This window comes from Pseudonocardia sp. CA-142604, assembly GCF_050948475.1.
Lineage (GTDB): Bacteria > Actinomycetota > Actinomycetes > Mycobacteriales > Pseudonocardiaceae > Pseudonocardia > Pseudonocardia alaniniphila.
Genome location: NZ_CP192045.1, coordinates 987,136 through 1,006,957, shown reverse-complemented (window position 1 = coordinate 1,006,957; position 19,822 = coordinate 987,136). Strand labels below are relative to the sequence as shown.

At 70.3% G+C, this 19,822-nt stretch carries 19 protein-coding genes; 13 read left to right on the top strand and 6 right to left on the bottom strand.

Annotated elements, in window-relative coordinates; translation table 11 throughout:
- The first annotated feature begins 5 nt into the window (after nucleotides 1-5).
- From ACQPZQ_RS04810 to ACQPZQ_RS04800, 3 genes are read left to right on the top strand one after another with little or no spacing between them, the layout of a single operon-like run.
- Entirely contained in the window at nucleotides 6-908 is a 903-nt protein-coding gene (locus ACQPZQ_RS04810; RefSeq protein WP_433292425.1) for an ABC transporter permease, read from the top strand.
- Nucleotides 905-1,696 (top strand): ABC transporter permease, encoded by a 792-nt coding sequence (locus tag ACQPZQ_RS04805; RefSeq protein ID WP_433292423.1) that lies wholly within the window; start codon nucleotides 905-907, stop codon nucleotides 1,694-1,696. Before ACQPZQ_RS04810 ends, ACQPZQ_RS04805 begins: the two co-directional genes overlap by 4 nt.
- A complete protein-coding gene (locus ACQPZQ_RS04800) occupies nucleotides 1,693-2,694 on the top strand; it encodes an ABC transporter ATP-binding protein (RefSeq protein WP_433292421.1) in 1,002 nt (333 codons plus the stop codon). The genes ACQPZQ_RS04805 and ACQPZQ_RS04800 overlap by 4 nt, the downstream gene beginning before the upstream one ends.
- A 54-nt stretch (nucleotides 2,695-2,748) precedes the next feature.
- On the opposite strand, the gene ACQPZQ_RS04795 is transcribed toward ACQPZQ_RS04800, so the two are convergent.
- Complete coding sequence (locus ACQPZQ_RS04795) at nucleotides 2,749-3,696, bottom strand: phosphate/phosphite/phosphonate ABC transporter substrate-binding protein (protein ID WP_433292419.1); 948 nt, start codon at nucleotides 3,694-3,696, stop codon at nucleotides 2,749-2,751.
- A gap of 238 nt (nucleotides 3,697-3,934) precedes the next feature.
- Here ACQPZQ_RS04795 and ACQPZQ_RS04790 point away from each other — a divergent pair, with 238 nt between their 5' ends.
- The 5 genes from ACQPZQ_RS04790 to ACQPZQ_RS04770 all read left to right on the top strand — a co-directional run bounded on the left by ACQPZQ_RS04790 (nucleotide 3,935) and on the right by ACQPZQ_RS04770 (nucleotide 8,626).
- Nucleotides 3,935-4,141: a ribbon-helix-helix protein, CopG family gene (locus ACQPZQ_RS04790; protein WP_433292417.1), complete on the top strand. Its 207-nt coding sequence runs from the start codon at nucleotides 3,935-3,937 to the stop codon at nucleotides 4,139-4,141.
- Entirely contained in the window at nucleotides 4,138-4,533 is a 396-nt protein-coding gene (locus ACQPZQ_RS04785) for a type II toxin-antitoxin system death-on-curing family toxin (protein ID WP_433292415.1), read from the top strand. Before ACQPZQ_RS04790 ends, ACQPZQ_RS04785 begins: the two co-directional genes overlap by 4 nt.
- Before the next feature lie 49 nt (nucleotides 4,534-4,582).
- On the top strand, nucleotides 4,583-6,091 hold the full coding sequence (locus tag ACQPZQ_RS04780) for an ATP-dependent DNA ligase (RefSeq protein ID WP_433299024.1): 1,509 nt from the start codon (nucleotides 4,583-4,585) through the stop codon (nucleotides 6,089-6,091).
- A gap of 146 nt (nucleotides 6,092-6,237) precedes the next feature.
- Nucleotides 6,238-7,077, top strand: coding sequence for an SAM-dependent methyltransferase (locus ACQPZQ_RS04775; RefSeq protein WP_433292413.1), 840 nt, complete (start codon nucleotides 6,238-6,240; stop codon nucleotides 7,075-7,077).
- Nucleotides 7,078-7,186: 109 nt separating this feature from the next.
- Nucleotides 7,187-8,626, top strand: coding sequence for a GuaB1 family IMP dehydrogenase-related protein (locus ACQPZQ_RS04770; protein ID WP_433292411.1), 1,440 nt, complete (start codon nucleotides 7,187-7,189; stop codon nucleotides 8,624-8,626).
- Between the two features lie 37 nt (nucleotides 8,627-8,663).
- On the opposite strand, the gene ACQPZQ_RS04765 is transcribed toward ACQPZQ_RS04770, so the two are convergent.
- A complete protein-coding gene (locus tag ACQPZQ_RS04765) occupies nucleotides 8,664-9,257 on the bottom strand; it encodes a TetR/AcrR family transcriptional regulator (RefSeq protein ID WP_433292409.1) in 594 nt (197 codons plus the stop codon).
- An 85-nt stretch (nucleotides 9,258-9,342) separates the two neighbouring features.
- On the opposite strand from ACQPZQ_RS04765, the gene ACQPZQ_RS04760 reads away from it, so the two are divergent.
- Nucleotides 9,343-10,308: a quinone oxidoreductase family protein gene (locus tag ACQPZQ_RS04760; RefSeq protein ID WP_433292407.1), complete on the top strand. Its 966-nt coding sequence runs from the start codon at nucleotides 9,343-9,345 to the stop codon at nucleotides 10,306-10,308.
- A 59-nt stretch (nucleotides 10,309-10,367) separates the two neighbouring features.
- Here the strand turns inward: ACQPZQ_RS04760 and ACQPZQ_RS04755 are convergent, their stop codons facing one another.
- Complete coding sequence (locus ACQPZQ_RS04755; RefSeq protein WP_433299022.1) at nucleotides 10,368-11,618, bottom strand: PhoH family protein; 1,251 nt, start codon at nucleotides 11,616-11,618, stop codon at nucleotides 10,368-10,370.
- A gap of 1,281 nt (nucleotides 11,619-12,899) precedes the next feature.
- Between ACQPZQ_RS04755 and ACQPZQ_RS04750 the strand changes: the two genes are divergently transcribed.
- The 3 genes from ACQPZQ_RS04750 (at nucleotide 12,900) to ACQPZQ_RS04740 (ending at nucleotide 15,177) form a co-directional block, all read left to right on the top strand.
- Nucleotides 12,900-13,289, top strand: a complete 390-nt coding sequence (locus ACQPZQ_RS04750; protein ID WP_433292405.1) for a hypothetical protein — start codon at nucleotides 12,900-12,902, stop codon at nucleotides 13,287-13,289.
- A gap of 583 nt (nucleotides 13,290-13,872) precedes the next feature.
- On the top strand, nucleotides 13,873-14,262 hold the full coding sequence (locus ACQPZQ_RS04745) for a hypothetical protein (protein WP_433292403.1): 390 nt from the start codon (nucleotides 13,873-13,875) through the stop codon (nucleotides 14,260-14,262).
- A gap of 489 nt (nucleotides 14,263-14,751) precedes the next feature.
- Entirely contained in the window at nucleotides 14,752-15,177 is a 426-nt protein-coding gene (locus ACQPZQ_RS04740) for a hypothetical protein (RefSeq protein WP_433292401.1), read from the top strand.
- Between the two features lie 171 nt (nucleotides 15,178-15,348).
- On the opposite strand, the gene ACQPZQ_RS04735 is transcribed toward ACQPZQ_RS04740, so the two are convergent.
- Nucleotides 15,349-16,104, bottom strand: coding sequence for an isoprenyl transferase (locus ACQPZQ_RS04735; RefSeq protein ID WP_433299020.1), 756 nt, complete (start codon nucleotides 16,102-16,104; stop codon nucleotides 15,349-15,351).
- A gap of 140 nt (nucleotides 16,105-16,244) precedes the next feature.
- Between ACQPZQ_RS04735 and trhA the strand changes: the two genes are divergently transcribed.
- Entirely contained in the window at nucleotides 16,245-16,916 is a 672-nt protein-coding gene (gene trhA / locus ACQPZQ_RS04730) for a PAQR family membrane homeostasis protein TrhA (RefSeq protein WP_433299018.1), read from the top strand.
- A gap of 67 nt (nucleotides 16,917-16,983) precedes the next feature.
- On the opposite strand, the gene ACQPZQ_RS04725 is transcribed toward trhA, so the two are convergent.
- Nucleotides 16,984-17,592: a hypothetical protein gene (locus ACQPZQ_RS04725; protein WP_433299016.1), complete on the bottom strand. Its 609-nt coding sequence runs from the start codon at nucleotides 17,590-17,592 to the stop codon at nucleotides 16,984-16,986.
- A gap of 207 nt (nucleotides 17,593-17,799) precedes the next feature.
- On the bottom strand, nucleotides 17,800-19,818 hold the full coding sequence (locus ACQPZQ_RS04720; RefSeq protein WP_433292399.1) for a thioredoxin domain-containing protein: 2,019 nt from the start codon (nucleotides 19,816-19,818) through the stop codon (nucleotides 17,800-17,802).
- Nucleotides 19,819-19,822 lie beyond the last annotated feature (4 nt).

Here is a 19,822-nt window from a genome sequence, read left to right as displayed (position 1 = left end):
CAGTGATGACAGCACTGCTCGAGGCCCCCGCCGCGCCCCCGGAACGGGTGCGCGCCACCCGGTCCTGGGCCGCGGCGCTGGGGCTGGTGCCGTTCCTGGGCTACATGCTGGTGTTCCTCGGCGGCCCACTGTTCTTCGTCATCAACGGCGCATTCGCCGACGCGGACGGGCGGCCCACGCTGGCCAACCTGGTGGCGTCGGTGAGCGAGCCGCAGTACCGCGCGGCGTTCCTGTCGAGCCTGCTCATCTCGGCCGTCACGGCCGTGATCGGCGCGGTGTTCGGCTCGTTCCTCGCCCAGGCCGTGCTCACCGGGCGCCCCGACAGCCCGTTGCGCCGGATCGTGGCCACCGCGTCCGGTGTGCTCGCCTACTTCGGCGGCGTGCCGCTCGCCTTCGCCTTCATCGCCGCACTCGGCCAGACGGGGCTCGCCACCGTCTTCCTCCGCGGCATCGGCATCGACCTGTACGCGGGTGGGTTCCGGATCGACTCTCTCACCGGTCTGGGCCTCACCTACGTCTACTTCCAGGTGCCGCTGATGGTCATCCTGATCACCCCGGCCCTGGAGGGGCTGCTGCCGCAGTGGCGTGAGGCGGCGGAGAACCTCGGCGCGTCCGCGTGGACGTACTGGCGGTACGTCGCGCTGCCGGTGCTCGCGCCCGCGCTGGGCGGTGCCACGCTCGTGCTGTTCGGCAACGCCTTCGCGGCCTACGCCACGGCGCTTGCCCTTACCAGCGGCTCGATCCCGTTGCTGCCCACGGCGATCGCGTCGGCCCTCTCGGGCAACGTGCTCGCCAACCAGCAGAACGTCGGGCTCGCGCTCGGCGTCGACATGGTGGTCGTGATCGCGCTCGTGATGGTCGGGTACCTGCTGCTGCAGCGCCGGGCCGCCCGTTGGAGCGCGCGATGAGGCGGCGGCGCTGGCGCGTCGTCGTCCTCACGATCGCGGCGATCTACTTCCTGGTGCCGCTGCTGTCCGCAGCCGAGTTCAGCCTGCGGATTCCCGGCGGTGGCTACGGCGTGGGCAACTACCTGGCGATCGCCAGTGACGACGTGCTGCTCACCGCGCTGTTCACGTCGTTGCAGATCGCGGTGCTCACCGCGGTGGTCGTGCTCGTGCTCGTCGTACCCACAGCGGTGTGGGTGCGGCTGCGCTTCCCCTCGGTGGCAGGGCTGCTGGAGAGCGCCACGATCCTGCCGATCGTCGTGCCGCCCGTCGTGATGGCGGCCGGCATCGCGTTCGTCCAGGCCAATCTCGGCGGCCCGGTGTTCCGCACTCTGTTCGCCTCCTCCACCACCGCGCTCACCCCGTTCTACGTGGTGCTCGCACTTCCGTTCGCCTACCGGGCGGTCGACAACGGGCTCGCGGCGATCCCGCTGCGCACGCTCGTGGAGGCAGCTCGCAACCTGGGCGCCGGGATGACGTCGGCGCTGGTGCGCGTGGTCCTGCCGGCGATCCGCACCGCCGTGCTCGGCGCCGCGTTCCTGACGCTGGCGCTCGTGCTCGGCGAGATCGTCATCGCCCGCATCCTGCTCTACACCGACACCTTCCCCATCGCTGTCGTCGAGGTGGGGCGCAGCGCCGCAGGCGTTTCGGTGGCGTTGTCGCTGGCCAGCCTGCTGCTCACGTGGCTGCTGCTGCTGGCGGTGTCGTTCGCCGGTGGCGGCCGCACCCGTTCGAGGAGGACCTCCGCATGACCGACGTCATCACTGCTCCGACGGCGACGGATCGCGGCACCGCCGTGGAGTTCCGCGCCCTGCGGCGCAGCTACGGCACCACCCACGCCCTCGACGGGCTCGACCTGGCGTTGAAGCCCGGCGAGCTGCTCGCCCTGCTGGGCCCGTCGGGGTGCGGGAAGACCACCGCGCTGCGGCTGCTGGCCGGCTTCGACACCCCGACGTCCGGTCAGGTGCTGATCGGCGGCAAGGACGTCACCGGCATGCCGGCGTCGAAGCGCGACACCGGCATGGTGTTCCAGGCCTACAGCCTCTTCCCCACGATGACGGCCGCCGAGAACGTCGGGTTCGGGTTGCGCATGCGGCGCGTGGGCGCGGCGGAGCGGGCTCGGCGCGCTGCCGAGCTGCTCGAGGTCGTCGGGCTGGGTGACCGGGGCGGCTCGTATCCGCACGAGATGTCCGGTGGCCAGCAGCAGCGCGTTGCGCTGGCCCGTGCGCTCGCGGTCTCCCCGTCGGTGCTGCTGCTCGACGAGCCGCTCTCGGCGCTCGACGCGCGGGTGCGCGTGCAGTTGCGCGACGAGATCCGCCGCGTGCAGCTCGCGGAGGGCATCACCACGCTGTTCGTCACCCACGACCAGGCAGAGGCCCTGGCCGTGGCCGACCGGGTGGCGGTGCTCAACAAGGGCAGGCTCGAGCAGGTGGACACCCCGCAGGAGGTGTACACCCGGCCGGCCACGGAGTTCGTCGCCGAGTTCGTCGGGGTCACCAACCACGTCCCCGTCGAGGACGGCGACCGGGCGCTGATCCGGCCCGGTGCGCCGACGCGTCAGGTGCGGCCGGAAGGGCTCGCCGTCGGAGATCCCGACGGTTTCCCGGGCACCGTGCTGACGAGCACGTTCCTCGGTGCGGTCACGCGGCTGGTGGTCACCAGTGAGGTCGGCGAGCTGATCGTCGACGTCACGAGCCGACCGGGCCTCCCCGGCGTCGGTGAGCCGACCACGGTGACGCTCGCCCCCTGACCCACGCGGCCGCCGCCACCCGATCTGCATCCGGGTGGCGGCGGCCGTCCGGGGTCAGGATCCGGTTGTGCAGTTCTTGTTCTTGGTGATCGCGCAGACCTGGCGGATCGGGTTGTAGAACGCGTCGTTCACCGGCGCGTACCCCCAGGTGCCGCTGGCCCCGAACGCGCAGTCCTGCCCGCAGAAGCCGTTGGCCTTCAGGTAGTCGATGTTCGCCTTGTTCTGGAAGGCGTCGGTCAGCTCGGTCTTGAGCTGAGGTGAGAGCGAGTTGCTGATCGCCACCGGCGAGCCCGGGATGATGTCGGAGCGCCAGAGGATGGTCAGCTGCCCGGGCTTGAGCTGACCCGACTGCGGTAGGACCGTGTCGACCATCGAGTCGTCGGCGAACCCGGCGTCGCACCGTCCGGACAGCACCTCGAGCGCGGACGCGTCGTGGCCGCCGGCGAAGATCGGCTGCACACCCGTCATCGGGTTGATCCCGTTCCGTAGCAGCTCCGCGGACGGGTAGAGGAAGCCGGACGTGGAGTCCGGGTCGACGTAACAGACCTTCTTCCCGGCGTAGTCCTTGATCGACGTGATCGGGGAACCCGCCTTCGTGATCCCGTAGGAGTGGTAGCCGGGCGCCTCGCCCTTGTGGTCGATCGAGGCGCCGACAGCCGTGATGTCGGCGCCCTGCTCCTTGGCGAGCACGTACGACAGCGGGCCGTACTCGGCGATTTGGACCTGCCCGGCGAGCTGCGCCTCGATCACGGCGGCGTAGTTCGTGGCCTGGTGGAACTCGATCTTCTTCCCGGTGACCTTCGAGAGCATGTCGAGGACGGGCGCGTACCGCTGCTGGATCCGCGTCGTCTGCTCACCGGGGACCGCGGAGAACACGAGGGTGTCCGGGTCGGAACCTCCCGCTCCACTCTGGGCGGTGGAGGCGCTCGCGCCACAGCCGGCCAGGAGTGCGAGGAGCACAGCGGCCACGGCCGGCAACGCACGGCGGAGGGTGCGGTTCATCGCGGCGGGTGACCTCCCTGCTCGCAGGGAGTCGAGGTGGGCGGAGGAAGGACATTCTGATCAGGGGTCGCCTGGACTTCCGGCATGGGCCGAGCGTCCGAGCCGGTGATGCTGGCGCGCGGTCCGGTGGGTTGCGCGGAGCGGAACGAGGACCGACGCTTCCGAACCCATGCCCGCTCAATTTCGGCGTACCCGCAGAGCGTTCTGCTCGTCGGTATCATAGTGGTATCATCCGTCCATGGCCATGACACTTCGGCTCACGGAGGACGAGTCCGAGGCCCTGCGCATGCAGGCCGAGATCGAGCACCGCTCCATGCAGGACGTCGCCCGCGAAGCCGTGCGGGAGTACATAGCCCGCCATGCGCACCTCTCCCGGGTCCACGGCGCGCTCGAAGTTCTCACGCCGCGCTACGAGGAGCTGCTCGACCGGCTCGGCAAGGCGTGACGGAATTCCTCACGCTCGAGTCGCTGATGCAGATCGCGCGGCACGCTGTCCCGGGAAGACCCGAGGTGAGTGACTACGGGCTGCTGGAGTCCGTGCTGGCACGCCCTCAGGCGACCGTCTTCGGGAAGGACGCCTATCCGAGCCTGCACGGCAAGGCGGCCGCGCTGCTCCAGTCGCTGGTGAGCAATCACGGCTTGGTCGACGGGAACAAGCGGTTGGGGTGGCTTGCCACCGCCACCTTCTTGTGGATCAACGGCTATGACGTGGTGGCGACCGACGACGAGATCTTCCGGCTGGTCGTCGGGATCGCCGCGAGGGATGCGCCGCTCGACGACGTCGACCACATCAGGCACGAGCTCGTCCGCTCCACCCAGCTCAGGCCGTCCTCGTAGCGGGCGCAACCTGCACGGAATGTCGGTGTGCGCTGTCAGGATGGGCCACGTGTTGCTCGCCGACGTCGTCGCCGCATCAGCGGAGGTGGGGGCCACGCGCTCCCGCACCGCGAAGGCGGCCACCCTCGCCGCCCTCCTGCGCCGGGCCGAGGGCCACGAGGTCGAGCCGGCCACGGCATGGCTGGCGGGTGAGCCACGGCAGAACCGTCTCGGCACCGGCTGGCGCACCCTCGTCGCGATCGATGCAGCGCCCGCGGCCGAGCCTCGGCTGGAGGTCGCCGGAGTCGACGCCACCCTCGACGCGCTGGCAGCCACCACCGGCGCCGGCTCCACGGCCCGCCGAGCCGCGCTGCTCGCCGAGCTGTTCGGCGCCGCCACCGCCGACGAGCAGTCGTTCCTGCGCCGGCTGCTCACCGGCGAGCTGCGCCAGGGCGCCCTGGAGGGCGTGATGCTGGAGGCCATTGCCGCGGCGGCCGAGGTGCCCGCCGCCGCGGTCCGTCGAGCGTTCATGCTCTCCGGTCAGCTCCCCGCCACCGCGCGGCTGGCGCTCACCGAAGGTGTCGCGGGTCTCGACGCCGTCGCGCTGCAGGTCGGGCGGCCGGTGCGGCCCATGCTCGCCTCGCCCGCCGACACTCTCGATGCCGCACTCGCCGAGATCGGCCCGCGAGCGAGCGTCGAGTACAAGCTCGACGGCGCTCGCATCCAGGTGCACCGCGAGGGCGACGACGTACGGGTCTGGACTCGTACGCTGCGCGAGATCACCTCCAGCGTCCCGGAGCTCGTCGAGCTGGTGCGATCGCTGCCGTGCCGTTCGGTCGTGCTCGACGGGGAGACCCTCGCGTTGCGCGACGACGGCCGCCCCCGCCCGTTCCAGGAGACGATGAGCCGGTTCGGTGCGGCTGCGGGCGAACAGCTGCTCCAACCGTTCTTCTTCGACTGCCTGCACCTCGACGGCACCGACCTGCTCGACGCACCGCTCGCGCAGCGGCTCGACGCCCTCGACACCGCCGTCGGCAGCCACCGCATGCCCGGTGTGATCGCCCCCACCGGGGAGGAGGCCGCCGCGCTCCTCGACCAGGCCATAGCGGCAGGCCACGAAGGTGTGATGGTCAAGTCGCTCGACGCGCCCTACGCCGCCGGGCGCCGCGGCCGGGCGTGGCAGAAGGTCAAGCCGGTCCACACGCTCGACCTCGTCGTGCTCGGTGCGGAGTGGGGCCATGGCCGTCGCTCCAACCAGCTCTCGAACATCCACCTGGGTGCCCGTGATCCCGATGGCGGCGAACCGATCATGGTCGGCAAGACGTTCAAGGGCATGACCGACGAGCTGCTGGCCTGGCAGACCAGCACGTTCCCGGACCTCGCCCGGGAGCAGTCCGCCCACGTGGTGCTGCTGAGGCCCGAGCTCGTCGTCGAGATCGAGCTCGACGGCGCCCAGCGCAGCCCTCGCTATCCGGGTGGTGTGGCGCTGCGGTTCGCCAGGGTGCTGCGTTACCGCCCGGACAAGACACCCGCGGAGGCCGACACGATCGACACGGTGCGCGCGCTCCTGCGCGACTGACGCTCGGCGGCGGCGACGTTCTACTGAACATATCCGCTCCAGCGCGTGCGCCGAGGTATGTCGGCAGTGCATGATCGGCATCGAGCGGGCATCCGCTTCGGCGCCGGGGCTGGGCGCCGGCTCGATCTGTCAGCCGGAGGAGAAGCATGAAGTACGACCGGGCATCCGGTACCGAGAACCGCGGGCTGGACGGCACGGTGCCACCCCCGGAGATCGACCTGAACATTCCCTCCGTCGCCCGCGCATACGACTTCATCCTCGGCGGCAAGGACCACTTCGAGGTCGACCGACGCGCTTCCGACGCGCTCTACGCCGCAGTCCCCGAGACAGGCGATCTCGCGAGGTCCGGCCGGGATCTCATCCGCCGCACGGTGACCCACCTCGTCGCCGATGTCGGCATCCGCCAGATCATCGACATCGGCTCGGGGCTGCCCACCGTGGGCAACGTGCACGAGATCGCCCATCGCGTCGACCCCAGCGTCCACGTGGTCTACGTCGACAAGGACCCGATCGTGCTCGCGCACGGCCGCGCGCTGCTCGCCGACGAGGAGCGCACCACCGTGATCACCGCCGACATCCGTGACCCTGACGCCATCTTCGACAACCCCACCACCCGGGATTTCATCGACTACGACAAGCCGTACGCGGTGCTGGCCGTGAGCATCCTGCATCACCTGCACGACGAGGACGCCCTGGTCACGGCGGAGGCGCTCAAGGCGCGCCTGGATCCCGGCGCCTACCTGCTGCTCGCCAACTTCGTCGACGACGACGAGCCGCGAGCCAAGGAGCTCGAGAGGGCGTTCCTCGAGGGCGGACTCGGCACGGGTCGCTTCCGCACCTGGGCAGAGCTACGCCGGTTCAACGAGGGGCTCGATCTGGTCGAGCCCGGCCTGGTCTACGCCAACGACTGGCACCCTGACGACGAGACGCCCGTCGACAGCGCGGTGCACACGCTCTTCGCCGCTGCGATGGGCCGCAAGCGCTGAGATCAGGCGCCGTCGCCACCACTGTGACATGCGGCGACGGCACCGCAGCGGTCGATACGGCGCACGACGGGAAGCGCAATGCGCCGTACACGCGTAGCCTTGCCGTTTCGTGCGATTCCTCGAGGGCAAAGAGCCCCACCACGACCTGACCTACGACGACGTGTTCCTCGTTCCTGGCAGGTCATCCGTGGCGTCGCGGTTCGACGTCGACCTCACCACCGCCGACCGCTCGGGCGCCACGGTTCCGGTCATCGCGGCCAACATGACGTCTGTCGCCGGCAGGCGGATGGCCGAGACGCTCGCCCGCCGGGGCGCACTCACCGTGCTGCCGCAGGACGTGGCGTCCGACGCGGTCGCCGAGATCGTCGCCTGGATCAAGGCCCGGCACCCGGTCTGGGACACGCCGCTCGTGCTCACGCCCGCCGACGCCGTGGCCGACGCGCTCAACCTGCTGTCCAAGCGGGCTCACGGCGCGATCGTCGTGGTCGACGAGGACGGGCGTCCGGTCGGCACGGTCGACGAGGCCGCGTGCACCGGGGTCGACCGCTTCACGCGGCTCGGAGACGTGCTGGACGCCTCGCCGCTGACGCTGCCGCTCGACACTGCGCCCCGTGATGTGTTCGACGCCCTCGGCACGCGGCGGGTGGCCCTCGGCCTCGACGCCGACGGCCGCCTCGCCGGCTTGCTGACCGGGCTCGGGGCGCTGCGCGCGGCGATCTACTCCCCCACGCTCGACGCGCGGGGGCGGCTGCGCACCGCGGCGGCGGTCGGCATCAACGGTGACGTCGCCATCAAGACGGAGGCGCTGCTGGAGGCGGGGGTGGACGTGGTCGTCGTCGACACCGCCCACGGCCACCAGGACAAGATGCTCGACGCTCTGCGGGCCGTCCGGAAGGTCGTCGCAGGCGCCGGGTCGGCGGTCCCGATCGCGGCGGGCAACGTCGTCACGGCTGCGGGCGTGCGCGACCTCGCGGAGGCGGGCGCCGACATCATCAAGGTCGGCGTCGGCCCGGGTGCGATGTGCACCACGCGGATGATGACGGGCGTCGGGCGGCCGCAGTTCTCCGCGGTGCTCGAATGCGCCGAGGCCGGGCGCGACCACGGCGTACGGGTGTGGGCCGACGGCGGAGTGCGCCATCCTCGTGACGTCGCCCTCGCCCTCGCCGCCGGCGCGTCCGCTGTGATGATCGGCTCCTGGCTGGCGGGCACCTACGAGTCACCGGGCGACCTGCTGCGCGACGAGAACGGGCAGCCCTACAAGGAGTCGTTCGGGATGGCGTCCAAGCGCGCGGTCGGCGCTCGCACCCGCGACGAGGGCAGCTTCGAGCGGGCCCGCAAGGCCCTGTTCGAAGAGGGCATCTCGAGCTCGAAGCAGCTCCTCGACCCGGTCCGTCCCGGCGTGGAGGACGTTCTCGACGGCATCTGCTCCGGCGTCCGCTCGGCGTGCACCTATGCGGGCGCCCGCACTCTCGACGACTTCCACGAGCGAGCGGTGGTGGGCGTGCAGACGATGGCGGGCTTCATCGAAGGCACACCGCACGGGTTGTGACGGGCGGCGGCTGAGGCACCCGTAGCCGCTCCGAGGGTCACGCGCCGTCGGCCGGGGCGTCCAGCAGCGCTGTTGCCGTGGTGCGCAGCGCCGCGGCAAGGCGTGCGGTCTCGCCCGACGTCACGAGCTGCACCACGACATCGCTGCGCAGCCCGCCCAGCAGGATGTGGGCGAGCAGCTCGGAGTCGAGGTCGGGGCGAGACTCCGCGAACAGCCCGGCGATGTGCCCGTGCCAGAAGACGTGCAGTGGATGCGGACCGTCCTGCTCATCCTCCGTCCGGTGCGTGACGGTCGCGTGGTCGAGCGCCGCCATCAGACCGATGTTGCGCGAGACCAGCTCGACGAGCGCGTCGAGGAAGGCCAGTAGCCGCTCGCGGGTCGGGGCGCCCGGCCCGAGCGGCGGTGGCCCGGAGAGCACCGCCTCGTGCATCGCGAACGCCCGCTGCTCGGCGAGCGCGAGCATCAGCCCCCTGCGGCTGCCGAACCGGTGGAAGACAGTGCCCTTCCCGACGCCGGCGGCGGCGGCGACCTGCTCCACCGAGACCTGATCCGGACGGTGGACGGCGAGCAGCTCCTCGGCCGCCGCGAGGATCAGGCGCCGGTTCCGGGCAGCATCGGCACGTTCGCGCACGTAGGACCTCCTAGAAAAGTGGACCGCGGGTCCAGTACGCTCGATCTTGACCGCCGGTCCAGTTAGTCCACGAGCAGGGGAACAGATGCGCGCCATTGTCATGCACGAGCACGGAGGGCCTGAGGTCCTGAGGCTGGAAGACGTCCCCGAGCCCGTCCCGGGGGCCGGCCAGGTGCTCCTCCGCGTCGAGGCCGCCGGAGTCAGCTACCACGAGACAGCCATGCGTGCGGGAGTCCTACCGATGATCGTGCCACTCCCCGCGGTCTTCGGCTTCGAGGCGGCGGGCACGGTCATGGCGGTGGGCGAGGGCACCGACCCCGGACTGATCGGGCAGCGCGTCGTCGCCCTCGACACCTCTCACGGCGGCATGTACGCCGAGCGGGTCGCCGTGCCGGCCTCGGCGATCACGACGATCCCCGAGGCGCTGAGCAGCGCCGACGCTGTCGCATTCGCAGTGCAGGGATCAGTGGCACTGGCACTGTGTGTGGTGGGGCAGGGCCAGCACGAGGAGACCGTGCTCGTGGAGGTCGCGAGCGGGCTCATCGGCGGATACGTCACCCAGCTCATGCGGGCACACGGCGTGCGGCGGATCGTCGCGACCGCGGGCGGCGCCGCCAAACGCGACCTCGCACTGAAGGCGGGCGCGGACGTCGTGCTCGACCACACCGATCCGGACTGGCCCGACCAGGTCGCCGAGGCAGCGGGCGGGACGGTCGACCTGGCCTTCACCTCGATCGGGGGCGCGACGACAGCGCGCTACCTCGACGCGATGACACCCGGCACCGGCCGGATCCTGCTCTACGGGTTGCTCGCGGGCCTACCGGACATCGCGCCGATCGACCTGATGACCCGCGGGCTGACCCTGACGGGTTGCGCCGGCACAGGCTGGATGGAGCGTGTGACGACCGGACGCAGCCGGGCGCTCGCGCTGGCGGTCGACGGGATGCTCACGCCCTCGCTCGACCGCACGTTCGCCCTCGAGGACGCCGCAGAAGCCCATCGGCACATCGAGTCCCGAGCGGGGCGCGGCAAGCTCGTTCTCGTCCCCTGAACACCAGCGCCCTCCCACCGCCGGCAACGGCGGGAGGGCGCTTCTCCGTCAGGACCGCATCAGGCGGCCGGACCCTCCAGCATCTCGGTCACGAGCGCGGCGATCGGGCTGCGCTCGCTGCGGGTGAGCGTCACGTGCGCGAAGAGCGGGTGGCCCTTCAGCTTCTCGATCACCGCCGCCACGCCGTCGTGCCGCCCGACACGGAGGTTGTCGCGCTGCGCGACGTCGTGGGTCAGCACCACGCGGGACGCCGTGCCCAGCCGCGACAACACCGTGAGCAGCACGTTGCGCTCCAGCGACTGCGCCTCGTCGACGATCACGAAGCTGTCGTGCAGCGAGCGACCGCGGATGTGCGTGAGCGGCAGCACCTCCAACATGCCGCGGGCGATGACCTCCTCCAGCACGTTCTGGCTGACCAGCGCACCGAGCGTGTCGAAGACGGCCTGCGCCCAGGGCGCCATCTTCTCGCTCTCGCTGCCCGGCAGGTAGCCGAGCTCCTGCCCACCCACGGCGTAGAGCGGACGGAAGACCACCACCTTGCGGTGCTGCTGGCGCTCCATCACGGCTTCCAGGCCGGCACAGAGCGCAAGCGCCGACTTTCCGGTACCGGCCCGGCCGCCCAGGGAGACGATCCCGACCTCGGGGTCGAGGAGCAGGTCCAGGGCGACCCGCTGCTCGGCCGAGCGTCCGTGGAGCCCGAACGCCTCGCGATCGCCGCGGATCAGTCGCACCCGCTTGTCCGCTGTGACGCGGCCGAGCGCCGCCGAACCGCCACCCGTGAGCCGCAGACCGGTGTTGCACGGCAGGTCGCGAGCAACGTCGTGGTCGATGACCCCATCCCGGAACAGGGCATCCACGTCAGCAGACGTCACGTCGAGGTCCGTCATGCCGGTCCACCCGGACGGCACCACGTCGAGGGCGTGGTACTCGTCGGCCTGGAGCCCGACGGCAGCGGCCTTCACCCGCAGCGGCATGTCCTTGCTGACCAGCACCACCTCTCCCCGGCCTTCGAGCTTGCGCTCAGCGGCCAGGTTCAGCGCGCAGGCGAGGATGCGGCTGTCGTTCGAGTCGGTGCGGAATCCGGCCGGCAACACCTCCGGGTCGGTGTGGTTCAGCTCGACGTGCAGCGTGCCCCCTCCGGCGCCGATCGGCACCGGTGCGTCCAGACGGCCGTGCTCGATACGCAGCTCGTCGAGCATGCGCAGTGCCGTGCGGGCGAACCATCCGAGCTCTGGGTGGTGCCTTTTCCCCTCCAGTTCGGAGATGACCACGAGTGGCAGCACCACCTCGTGCTCATCGAACCGGGTCATCGACCACGGGTCGGCGAGCAGCACAGAGGTGTCAAGGACGTAGCAGCGGGTGGTGTGCGAAGCGGGGGCAGTACGACGGTCTGTCACGAAGGCTCCTCGCTAGCGCTCGTCGCAGCCGAACCCCGAGTCGTCTGAGGCGACTCGGGATGAGCGGCCGACGATTGCTCCCTGGTGGGCGCGGCACCGCGCCCACGTCACCGGTGGGCCGGCCGGCCCTGGCCCGGGCATTTCCGGCGGCCTGACGTTCGCCGCCGTCCACGCCCGCGAGGGCCGGGTGCCGGCCCCCTCGGGTGCAAGTGACACCACGACCAGGGCCTCCCGAGCGGTCCGCATGGGGTACGGCCCGCTGATGAGAACGCTACCGGCGGTCACCCCGGTCCGGTCAACAGCAAGACCGTGTCGAGTCGTCCGCTAACGGCAAGATCTCCCGTAACGGCCTACCGTTTACCGATGGGGGACCACCGCCTGTCGTGATCTTAGGCACTTTAATCCGATTGGCGAAGTTCCCGTGCTAGATGGCTGGTCGAGCCGCGCGACGCCGGCCCAGGGCCGGGCCAGCCGAATGGAGCAACTGGCGCAGACCTCACCCGCCGAGTGGGGATCACAGGCCCGGAGGTTGCCGGGACCGGATGAGCGGGGCCGTGCCTAGTGGACGAGGGGCCTGATCGTTCGGCCGCCTGGCGCGGCGGGATCCGCGAGGGCTGCGCACTCCAGGCGCCCGAGCGCATGCCGAGTTGACCCTTCGCCTCTCCGAGACACGAGCCGTCGGGGCGCGCCCGGTTCGGCCTGCGCTCCCGCCGAAGGCCAGGACGACGACGTGGATGCATCCGGGGCCACCGGTGCGCCGGGACCGGGCCCTGCGGGTCCAGGACTGGCGCCCTGTCCAGCAGCCGGCGATCCTCTCGGTTCGCGCCGGCCGTGGTCGGTCGGCGCAGCGCGAGCAATCGATGGCTACAACAGCGTCCCGGGGCGCCCAGCGGCGCGGCCGACCACATAGCAAACGCTTCCGACGCTCGAAGGATACGGACATTTCAGGCGATCTTTGATCACACATTGTGGCCCGGACCGCCACTTCGGCCGGGAAACGCACTTCTGCTACACCCCGAAAGAAGGCGTAACGAAACTCAACGTCACCGATTCACACGATAGTCGTAACGAAATTGTTGCGGTCCTGGTGCAGCCGCTAGTTTTCCGCTCGATCGGCGATGGCTCCCCGTCATGTCGCTGATTCTGAATGGGATCGGCTCCGGTCGGCTCCGATGACACAACAGGAGATGAACTGTGCTGAAGAAGGCTGGAATCGTCGTGGCTGCCGCCACAGCCGGTCTGCTCGCCGTGGCCCCCTTGGCCTTCGCGGCGGACAGGGGAGACTCCAACGACCGCGGTGACCGCGGGAGCTCCAGCGAGTCGGTCGGATACGTCGGCATCGACTCCGAGTACGACGGCGCCACGTGTGACTACGGGAACTACGCGGAGGCCGCCAACCAGAACGCTGGCACCTCGAACGTCCTCGCGCTGCTCGGCGCGGCGACGGGCGCCCTGACTCAGACGTTCACCCCGGCCTTTGCGCCGGTTGAGACGCTGGCCCCGGTCGGGGCCTGCAACAACCTCACCTTCGAGGACAACCGCACGGACAACGACACCGCCGTCGAGGGATCGTTCAACGAGTGACCCTCGCCTGAAGGTAACTCGCTGAAGGGGCCCGGACCGTGTCGGTCCGGGCCCCTTTCATGCCTGACGCTTGCCCTACGAGAAGACCGCTCGTGACAGGACGGGGCAGCCGTGCGGCCGACACGGCGCCGGCCGGCCAGATCGATCGGGCGCACCACGATCATCAGCCGGATGCCATCGGCCCGACTCAGCACCCCAGCGCTCGGCCGGCCGCGAACCACCGCCCGAGCGCCTCGCGACGGCACGGGTAGCACGAACTCTGGGACTCATTTGCCGCGGCATGCCCTGGGGGACGAACACGCTGCGTGTGCAGGCAAAAGGATACGCGCCCATGCGGGTGATGAGCGATCACACATCGTGCAGCGGAACAGTCGGTCCACAGAGCCGGCGACCGCGGAACACCCCTGAAAGAAGGCGTATCCAAAACGCAGGGTAATTGACTCACACGATCGTGTCAGGAATTTGTTCCACCCCGCCCAGGCCGCTACATTTTCGGCGGTCAGCGAGGGCTCCCCCCATCACACCGCTGGCTCTGAATGGGATCGGCTCCGGTCGGCTCCGATGACTCAACAGGAGATGAACTGTGCTGAAGAAGGCTGGAATTGTCGTGGCTACGGCCACTGCTGGTCTGCTCGCCGTGGCCCCACTGGCCTTCGCGGGAGACAAGGGAGATTCCGACCGCGGCTCGGACCGCGGGAACGACAACGCGTCGGTCCGGGTCGTCGACGTCGACTCCGAGTACGACGGGGCCGCGTGCTACATGGGTAACGACGCGGCGGTCGCCAACGACAATGCGGGCACCTCGAACTCCTTCGCACTGCTCGGTGCGGCGACGAACGTCCTGTCTCAGGTGGTCGCCCCGGTCACCGCGCCGATTCAGGCCATCGCCCCGATCGCAAGCTGCAACAACATCACCTTCGAGGACAACCGCACGGACAACGACAGCTCTATTCAGGACTCGCTCAACGGGTGATCCTCGCCTGATCTCGAGCCGCAGAAGCGGGCCCGGACCGTGTCGGTCCGGGCCCGCTTCTTGCACGCCGCCATCTGCAACGACACTGGGGCCCGACTGCTTTTCGATGGCCGATCGGCCAGGCCGGCACGCCGGAACATCTGCGCCGCTCAGACCGACCCGCAACGTCTCCCCGACGGGTGTGGCCCCGCGGGCGCAGTCATCCTGCGCGCGCTGCGAAAAAGGATACGGGCTCTGGCGAGTGAATCTTGGTGACACACCGTGAATCAATGCCGCTCTCCGCTCGATAAACCGCCGCGGAAACGTGTCCCAAAGAAGGCGTAACCAAACACAGAGTGATCGCATCACACGATCGAAGTACGAGATTTGTTCCAACCACGCCCAAATTGCTACATTTTCCTTGGTCAGCGAGGGCTCCCCCAGTCATGCCGCTGACTCTGATGAGGATCGACCCCTGGTCGGCTCCGATGAATCAACAGGAGATGAACTGTGCTGAAGAAGGCTGGAATTGTCGTGGCTGCGGCCACCGCCGGTCTGCTCGCCGTGGCTCCGCTGGCTTTCGCGGCGGACAGGGGCGACTCGGACAACGGTCCCCGCGGGGGCGACAGCTCGACGAGCTCGACGGTTGGGTTCTTCGACATCGACTCCGAGTACGACGGAGCCGACTGTGCCTACGACAACACCGCGGAGACCGCCAACACGAACGACGGCACCGGGACCGTCCTCGCGATCCTCGGTGTGGCGACGAACGCGCTGACCCAGGGATTCGCCCCGGTCACGGCGCCGGTTCAGGCGGGGGCCCCGGTCGGGAGCTGCAACAACCTCACCTTCGAGGACAACCGCCAGGACGACGACTCCACCGTCACCGACTCCTTCAACCAGTCGGCCCCTGTGACGGCCCCCCTCGGCGGCTGATCGAGGCCTGACGCCGGCTGGAGATAGACCGGCGACATCGGGTCGCACCACGTGAATGCCCTTCTGACTCGGTGACGGACTTGCCAAGGGTCCGTCACCGGTCGGAAGGGCATTCGCCTTGTGCGGAACTACAACGCGCCGACCGTTCTCGCGATGGGGATGGCTGCCGGATCAGGAACCGAAACGACGGTGGCGTGCTGCGTAGTCACGCAAGGCACGCAGGAAGTCCACCCGCCGGAAGGCGGGCCAGTAGGCCTCGCAGAAGTAGAACTCCGAGTGCACGGACTGCCACATCAGGAAGCCCGAGAGCCGTTGCTCGCCGGAGGTGCGGATCACCAGGTCGGGATCCGGCTGGCCCGACGTGTACAGGTGGGCCGCGATGTGGTCGACGTCGAGCACCTCGGCGAGCTCCTCGATGGAGGTGCCCGACTCGGCGTGCTGGAGCAGGAGCTTGCGCACAGCGTCGGCGATCTCCTGGCGTCCGCCGTAGCCGACGGCGATGTTCAGCTCGAGCCCCGTACGTCCGACGGTGCGGGCCGCCGCGGCGGAGAGCTGGTGCGCCATCTCCGACGGCAGCAGCTCGAGCGCTCCCACGATCCGCAGGCGCCAGCGGGTGGCCGGCCCGGTCAGGTCGTCAACGACGCCGGTGATGATCTCGAGGAGCGGTTCGAGCTCCTCCGCCGGGCGGTTGAGGTTGTCGGTCGAGAGCAGCCAGAGCGTCACGACCTCGACGCCGGCCTCTTCGCACCACTCCAGCAGATCGGCGATCTTGGCGGCACCGGCACGGTGGCCGTCGTTGACGTCGGCGTATCCCTCGCCGCGCGCCCATCGGCGGTTGCCGTCGAGCATCAGGGCGACGTGCCGCGGTCGTTCTGCCGACCCTCTGCCCAGCTCGAGGCGGAGCTTGCGTTCGTACAGCGAGTACAGCACGTCACGGACGCCCACGGGCGGTCAGCGTACGCCCGCGACCGTCACCCCCTTCGACGCGCGGTCCACCTGGCATCCTGCGGTTCACCGCCGGTACACGAAGGCGTCGACGGAAGTGCCGTAGCCTCGATCAGGTGAGCATGCGGACCGTCCCCGTGCCACCCGGCGCGCCGCTGGTCAAGCCACGTATGCGCGGGTGGCTCCACTTCTGGTCGTTCACCGTGTCGATCGCGGCCTGCGCCACGCTGATCGCCGTCTCGGCCGCGCTGGTGGGGTCGTGGGCCGCCCTCGCCACCTCGGTCTACAGCGTCACGATCCTCGGCCTGTTCGGCACGAGCGCTCTCTACCACCGCCGCACCTGGCGCACATCGCGCAGCCGGGCCGTGATGCGCAGGCTCGACCACTCGATGATCTTCCTGTTCATCGCGGGCACGTACACGCCGGTGGCGGCGCTCGCGATGGACCCAGGCACCGCACGATGGGTGCTCATCCTGGTCTGGGCGGGCGCGTTCGCCGGCGTCGTGCTGAAGACGGTGTGGCCGCACGCCCCGGCATGGGTCGGCGTGCCTATCTACGTCGCGCTCGGATGGGTGGCCGTCTTCGTGCTGCCGGCGATTCTCACCGGCGGTGGCGTCGCGGCGCTCGTGCTCATCCTCACCGGTGGCCTGCTCTACACCGTGGGTGCGGTGATGTACGCGACCCGCAAGCCGAACCCGTGGCCCGCCACGTTCGGCTACCATGAGTTCTTCCACGCGGCCACCGTGCTCGCCGCGATCTGCCACTACATTGCGATCTGGCTGATCCTCTTCTGAACCCGGCCACGGCCCGCGAACCGCGAGCCGCCTCGTCCGGTCGTCCGGCCGCCCGTCGAGGCGTCGGTCATGCGCCGTCGTTGCCGGTCGGGCCCTTCGCACGCAGCTCGTCGACCTTCGCCATCGCCTCGCGCAGCTCGTTCAGCCACTCGTCGGCGTGCTGCCCGACCAGCCGCACCGCCCAGGCCAGGGCGTCCGAACGAGAGCGGGCCACGCCCGAGTCGACCAGCGTGTCGAGCACGATGCGCTCCGGCTGGCGCAGCCTCGTCATCACCGGCACCGAGGCGACGGTGAACAGCTCGACGGTGCTTCCGAGGCGGGCGCCCCATGCCACCTTGCGCTGATAGCGGTGCTCCGCCTGGCGAGCGATCTCGATGCGCTCCTCGCGCGTGGACTCGCGGAAGCGTGAAATGCGCCCCGCGACCGCCGCGGCCCGATCCGCCCGGCCCGCCTCCGTGTCGGGGAACTCGGTGTCGATCGCGGGAAGCTCCCCCACGATCAGGATCTCCTCACGGTCCACCGTCACGTCCGGGGCGTCGACGAACCACGCGTCGGGCAACCGCCCCTGCAACCACGCCGCGGCGTCGTCCGCACCAGGAAGGTCCGCCTGCTGCCAGCCACCCCGGCCAGGCCCGCGACCGCCTCGGCCACCGGGCCCGTGCCACCCGCGATGCATCCGTCCGGACATCTGCTCCACCTCCACTGCCGTGTTCGATTACGAGATTACACAGCAACACGAGGGGGTCGCAGAGTTTCACGGTGGGCGAACCGAACCGCCCACCCGATCGGGGGAATCAGAGGAGAAACAGACAAACAGCCCGCAGCTCACGGGGTCCGCTGGAATCGGGCGGCTCGCCTGTGGCTGGACTCGCGAGGAGTGGGGTCAGGGGCGTAGGCCGAGGCTCGCTGTGAGCTCCTCTGTCGCCGTCACGGGGCGGTCGCAGACGAAGCCCCGGCAGACGTACGCGGCGGCCGCGCCGTCGACGAGGGGACGGTCGGCGAGCAGCGGGACCCCGGCCGCACCCGGCTCACCGGGCACGATGACGGTGCCGCCTGCGGCGATGTGCCGGGCGTGGGCGAGAAGTGCGTCCCGGCTCGCGTCACCGTCGGGTCCGACGACCGCCACCTGCAGCGGCCCGCGCACCATCGCCTCGGCGGCGGTGAGCCAGTGGCCGGCGAACCGCGGGTGGTGCTCGGCCAGCGTGCCCGCCCCGCGTAGGCCCTCCTCGGCGGCGTCCCGGTATCGGGTCGGGTCGGCCACCAGCACCGATGCCGTCAGCAGGGCCGACACCGTGGCCGAGCTCCCGCAGGGCGTGGCGTTGTCGGTGAACTCGCGCGGCCGGTGCAGGAGCGTCTCGGCGTCGTCAGCCGTGTCGTAGAAGGAGCCGGGGCGCTCAGGGTCGGCGAAGTGCCCGAGCGCGACGTCGAGCAGTTCGGTGGCCGCGGCGAGCCAGCGGGGCGAGCCGGTGGCCTGGTGCAGCGCGAGCAGCCCCTCGGCGAACGAGCCGTAGTCCTCCAGAACCCCGGCAGCGCTGCCGACCGCCCCGTCCCGCGACGAGCGGCGCAGCCGCCCGTCCACCACGTGCAGCCGCAGCAGCAGATCAGCGGCCTCGGCCGCGGCGTCCACCCAGTCGGGACGGTCGAGCGCCGCGCCGCCCTCGGCGAGCGCGAGGATCGCCATCCCGTTCCACGCTGTGATCACCTTGTCGTCCCTGGCCGGCTGCGGGCGCGTCTTGCGTGACGCGAGCAGTGCGGCGCGGACGCGTTCCCAGCGCTCGGGGTCGTCGGGGTCGGCCAGCAGTTGCAGCGTGGAGGAGCCGTGCTCGAACGTGCCGCGCTCGGTGACGGTGAGCAGGGTCGCGGCCCAGTCCCCGTCGTCGTCGCCGAGCACGTCGCGCAGTTGCTGTGGCGTCCACGAGTAGGTCAGTCCCTCGACGCCGTCGGTGTCGGCATCGAGCGCGGAGGCGAAGCCGCCCTCCGCGGTGCGCAGGTCGCCGAGCAGGAACGCCGCCGTCTCCTCGGCGATCCGGCGCGGGAACGGCTCGCCCGTGATCCGCGCGAGGTGCGCGTAGACCCGGAGCAGCAGCGCGTTGTCGTAGAGCATCTTCTCGAAGTGCGGCACGATCCACTGGGCGTCGACGCTGTAGCGGGCGAAGCCGCCTGCGAGCTGGTCGTACATGCCACCGCGGGCCATCCGCTCGCAGGTGAGCGCGGCGGGGCGCAGCACGTGCTCGGCTCCGGTGCGCTCGTAGTGGCGCAGCAGGAACTCCAGTGCCATCGACGGCGGGAACTTCGGTGCCCCGCCGAATCCGCCGAACCGCCCGTCGAACATCTCGATGAGGGTGTCGGCGGCCCGCTCCAGGGAATCCGCACCGACCGGCGACGGAGGCAGCGCCGCAGCCGCGTTGTCGGCCAGCCGGGCGGCGATCTCCCCTGCCGAGCGACGCACACGCTCGCCGTCGTCGCGCCACGCCCTGGTGACGGCGTCGAGGAGCTGGCGGAACCCCGGCATGCCGGCGCGGGAGGTGGGCGGGTAGTAGGTGCCGCAGTGGAACGGCTCACCGGCAGGGGTGAGGAAGCACGTCATCGGCCATCCGCCCTGGCCGGTCATGGCCTGGGTGGCCGCCATGTAGACGGCGTCGATGTCCGGGCGCTCCTCCCGGTCGACCTTCACCGCGACGAAATCGGCGTTGAGCTGCTTGGCGGTGGCCTCGTCCTCGAACGACTCGTGAGCCATGACGTGGCACCAGTGGCAGGCCGCGTACCCCACGGACAGCACCACGGGGACGTCCCGGCGGGCCGCCTCGGCGAAGGCCTCGTCGGACCACTCCCACCAGTCGACGGGGTTGTCGGCGTGCTGGAGCAGATACGGACTGGTGGCTGTGGCGAGCCGGTTCGGCATGCCG

Coding starts and splice junctions, on each gene's coding strand:
- ACQPZQ_RS04810 (WP_433292425.1), top strand. CDS start 6: ATGACAGCACTGCTCGAGGCCCCCGCCGCGCCCCCGGAACGGGTGCGC.
- ACQPZQ_RS04805 (WP_433292423.1), top strand. CDS start 905: ATGAGGCGGCGGCGCTGGCGCGTCGTCGTCCTCACGATCGCGGCGATC.
- ACQPZQ_RS04800 (WP_433292421.1), top strand. CDS start 1,693: ATGACCGACGTCATCACTGCTCCGACGGCGACGGATCGCGGCACCGCC.
- ACQPZQ_RS04795 (WP_433292419.1), bottom strand. CDS start 3,696: ATGAACCGCACCCTCCGCCGTGCGTTGCCGGCCGTGGCCGCTGTGCTC.
- ACQPZQ_RS04790 (WP_433292417.1), top strand. CDS start 3,935: ATGGCCATGACACTTCGGCTCACGGAGGACGAGTCCGAGGCCCTGCGC.
- ACQPZQ_RS04775 (WP_433292413.1), top strand. CDS start 6,238: ATGAAGTACGACCGGGCATCCGGTACCGAGAACCGCGGGCTGGACGGC.
- ACQPZQ_RS04760 (WP_433292407.1), top strand. CDS start 9,343: ATGCGCGCCATTGTCATGCACGAGCACGGAGGGCCTGAGGTCCTGAGG.
- ACQPZQ_RS04755 (WP_433299022.1), bottom strand. CDS start 11,618: ATGACCCGGTTCGATGAGCACGAGGTGGTGCTGCCACTCGTGGTCATC.
- trhA (WP_433299018.1), top strand. CDS start 16,245: ATGCGGACCGTCCCCGTGCCACCCGGCGCGCCGCTGGTCAAGCCACGT.
- ACQPZQ_RS04725 (WP_433299016.1), bottom strand. CDS start 17,592: ATGCATCGCGGGTGGCACGGGCCCGGTGGCCGAGGCGGTCGCGGGCCT.
- ACQPZQ_RS04720 (WP_433292399.1), bottom strand. CDS start 19,818: ATGCCGAACCGGCTCGCCACAGCCACCAGTCCGTATCTGCTCCAGCAC.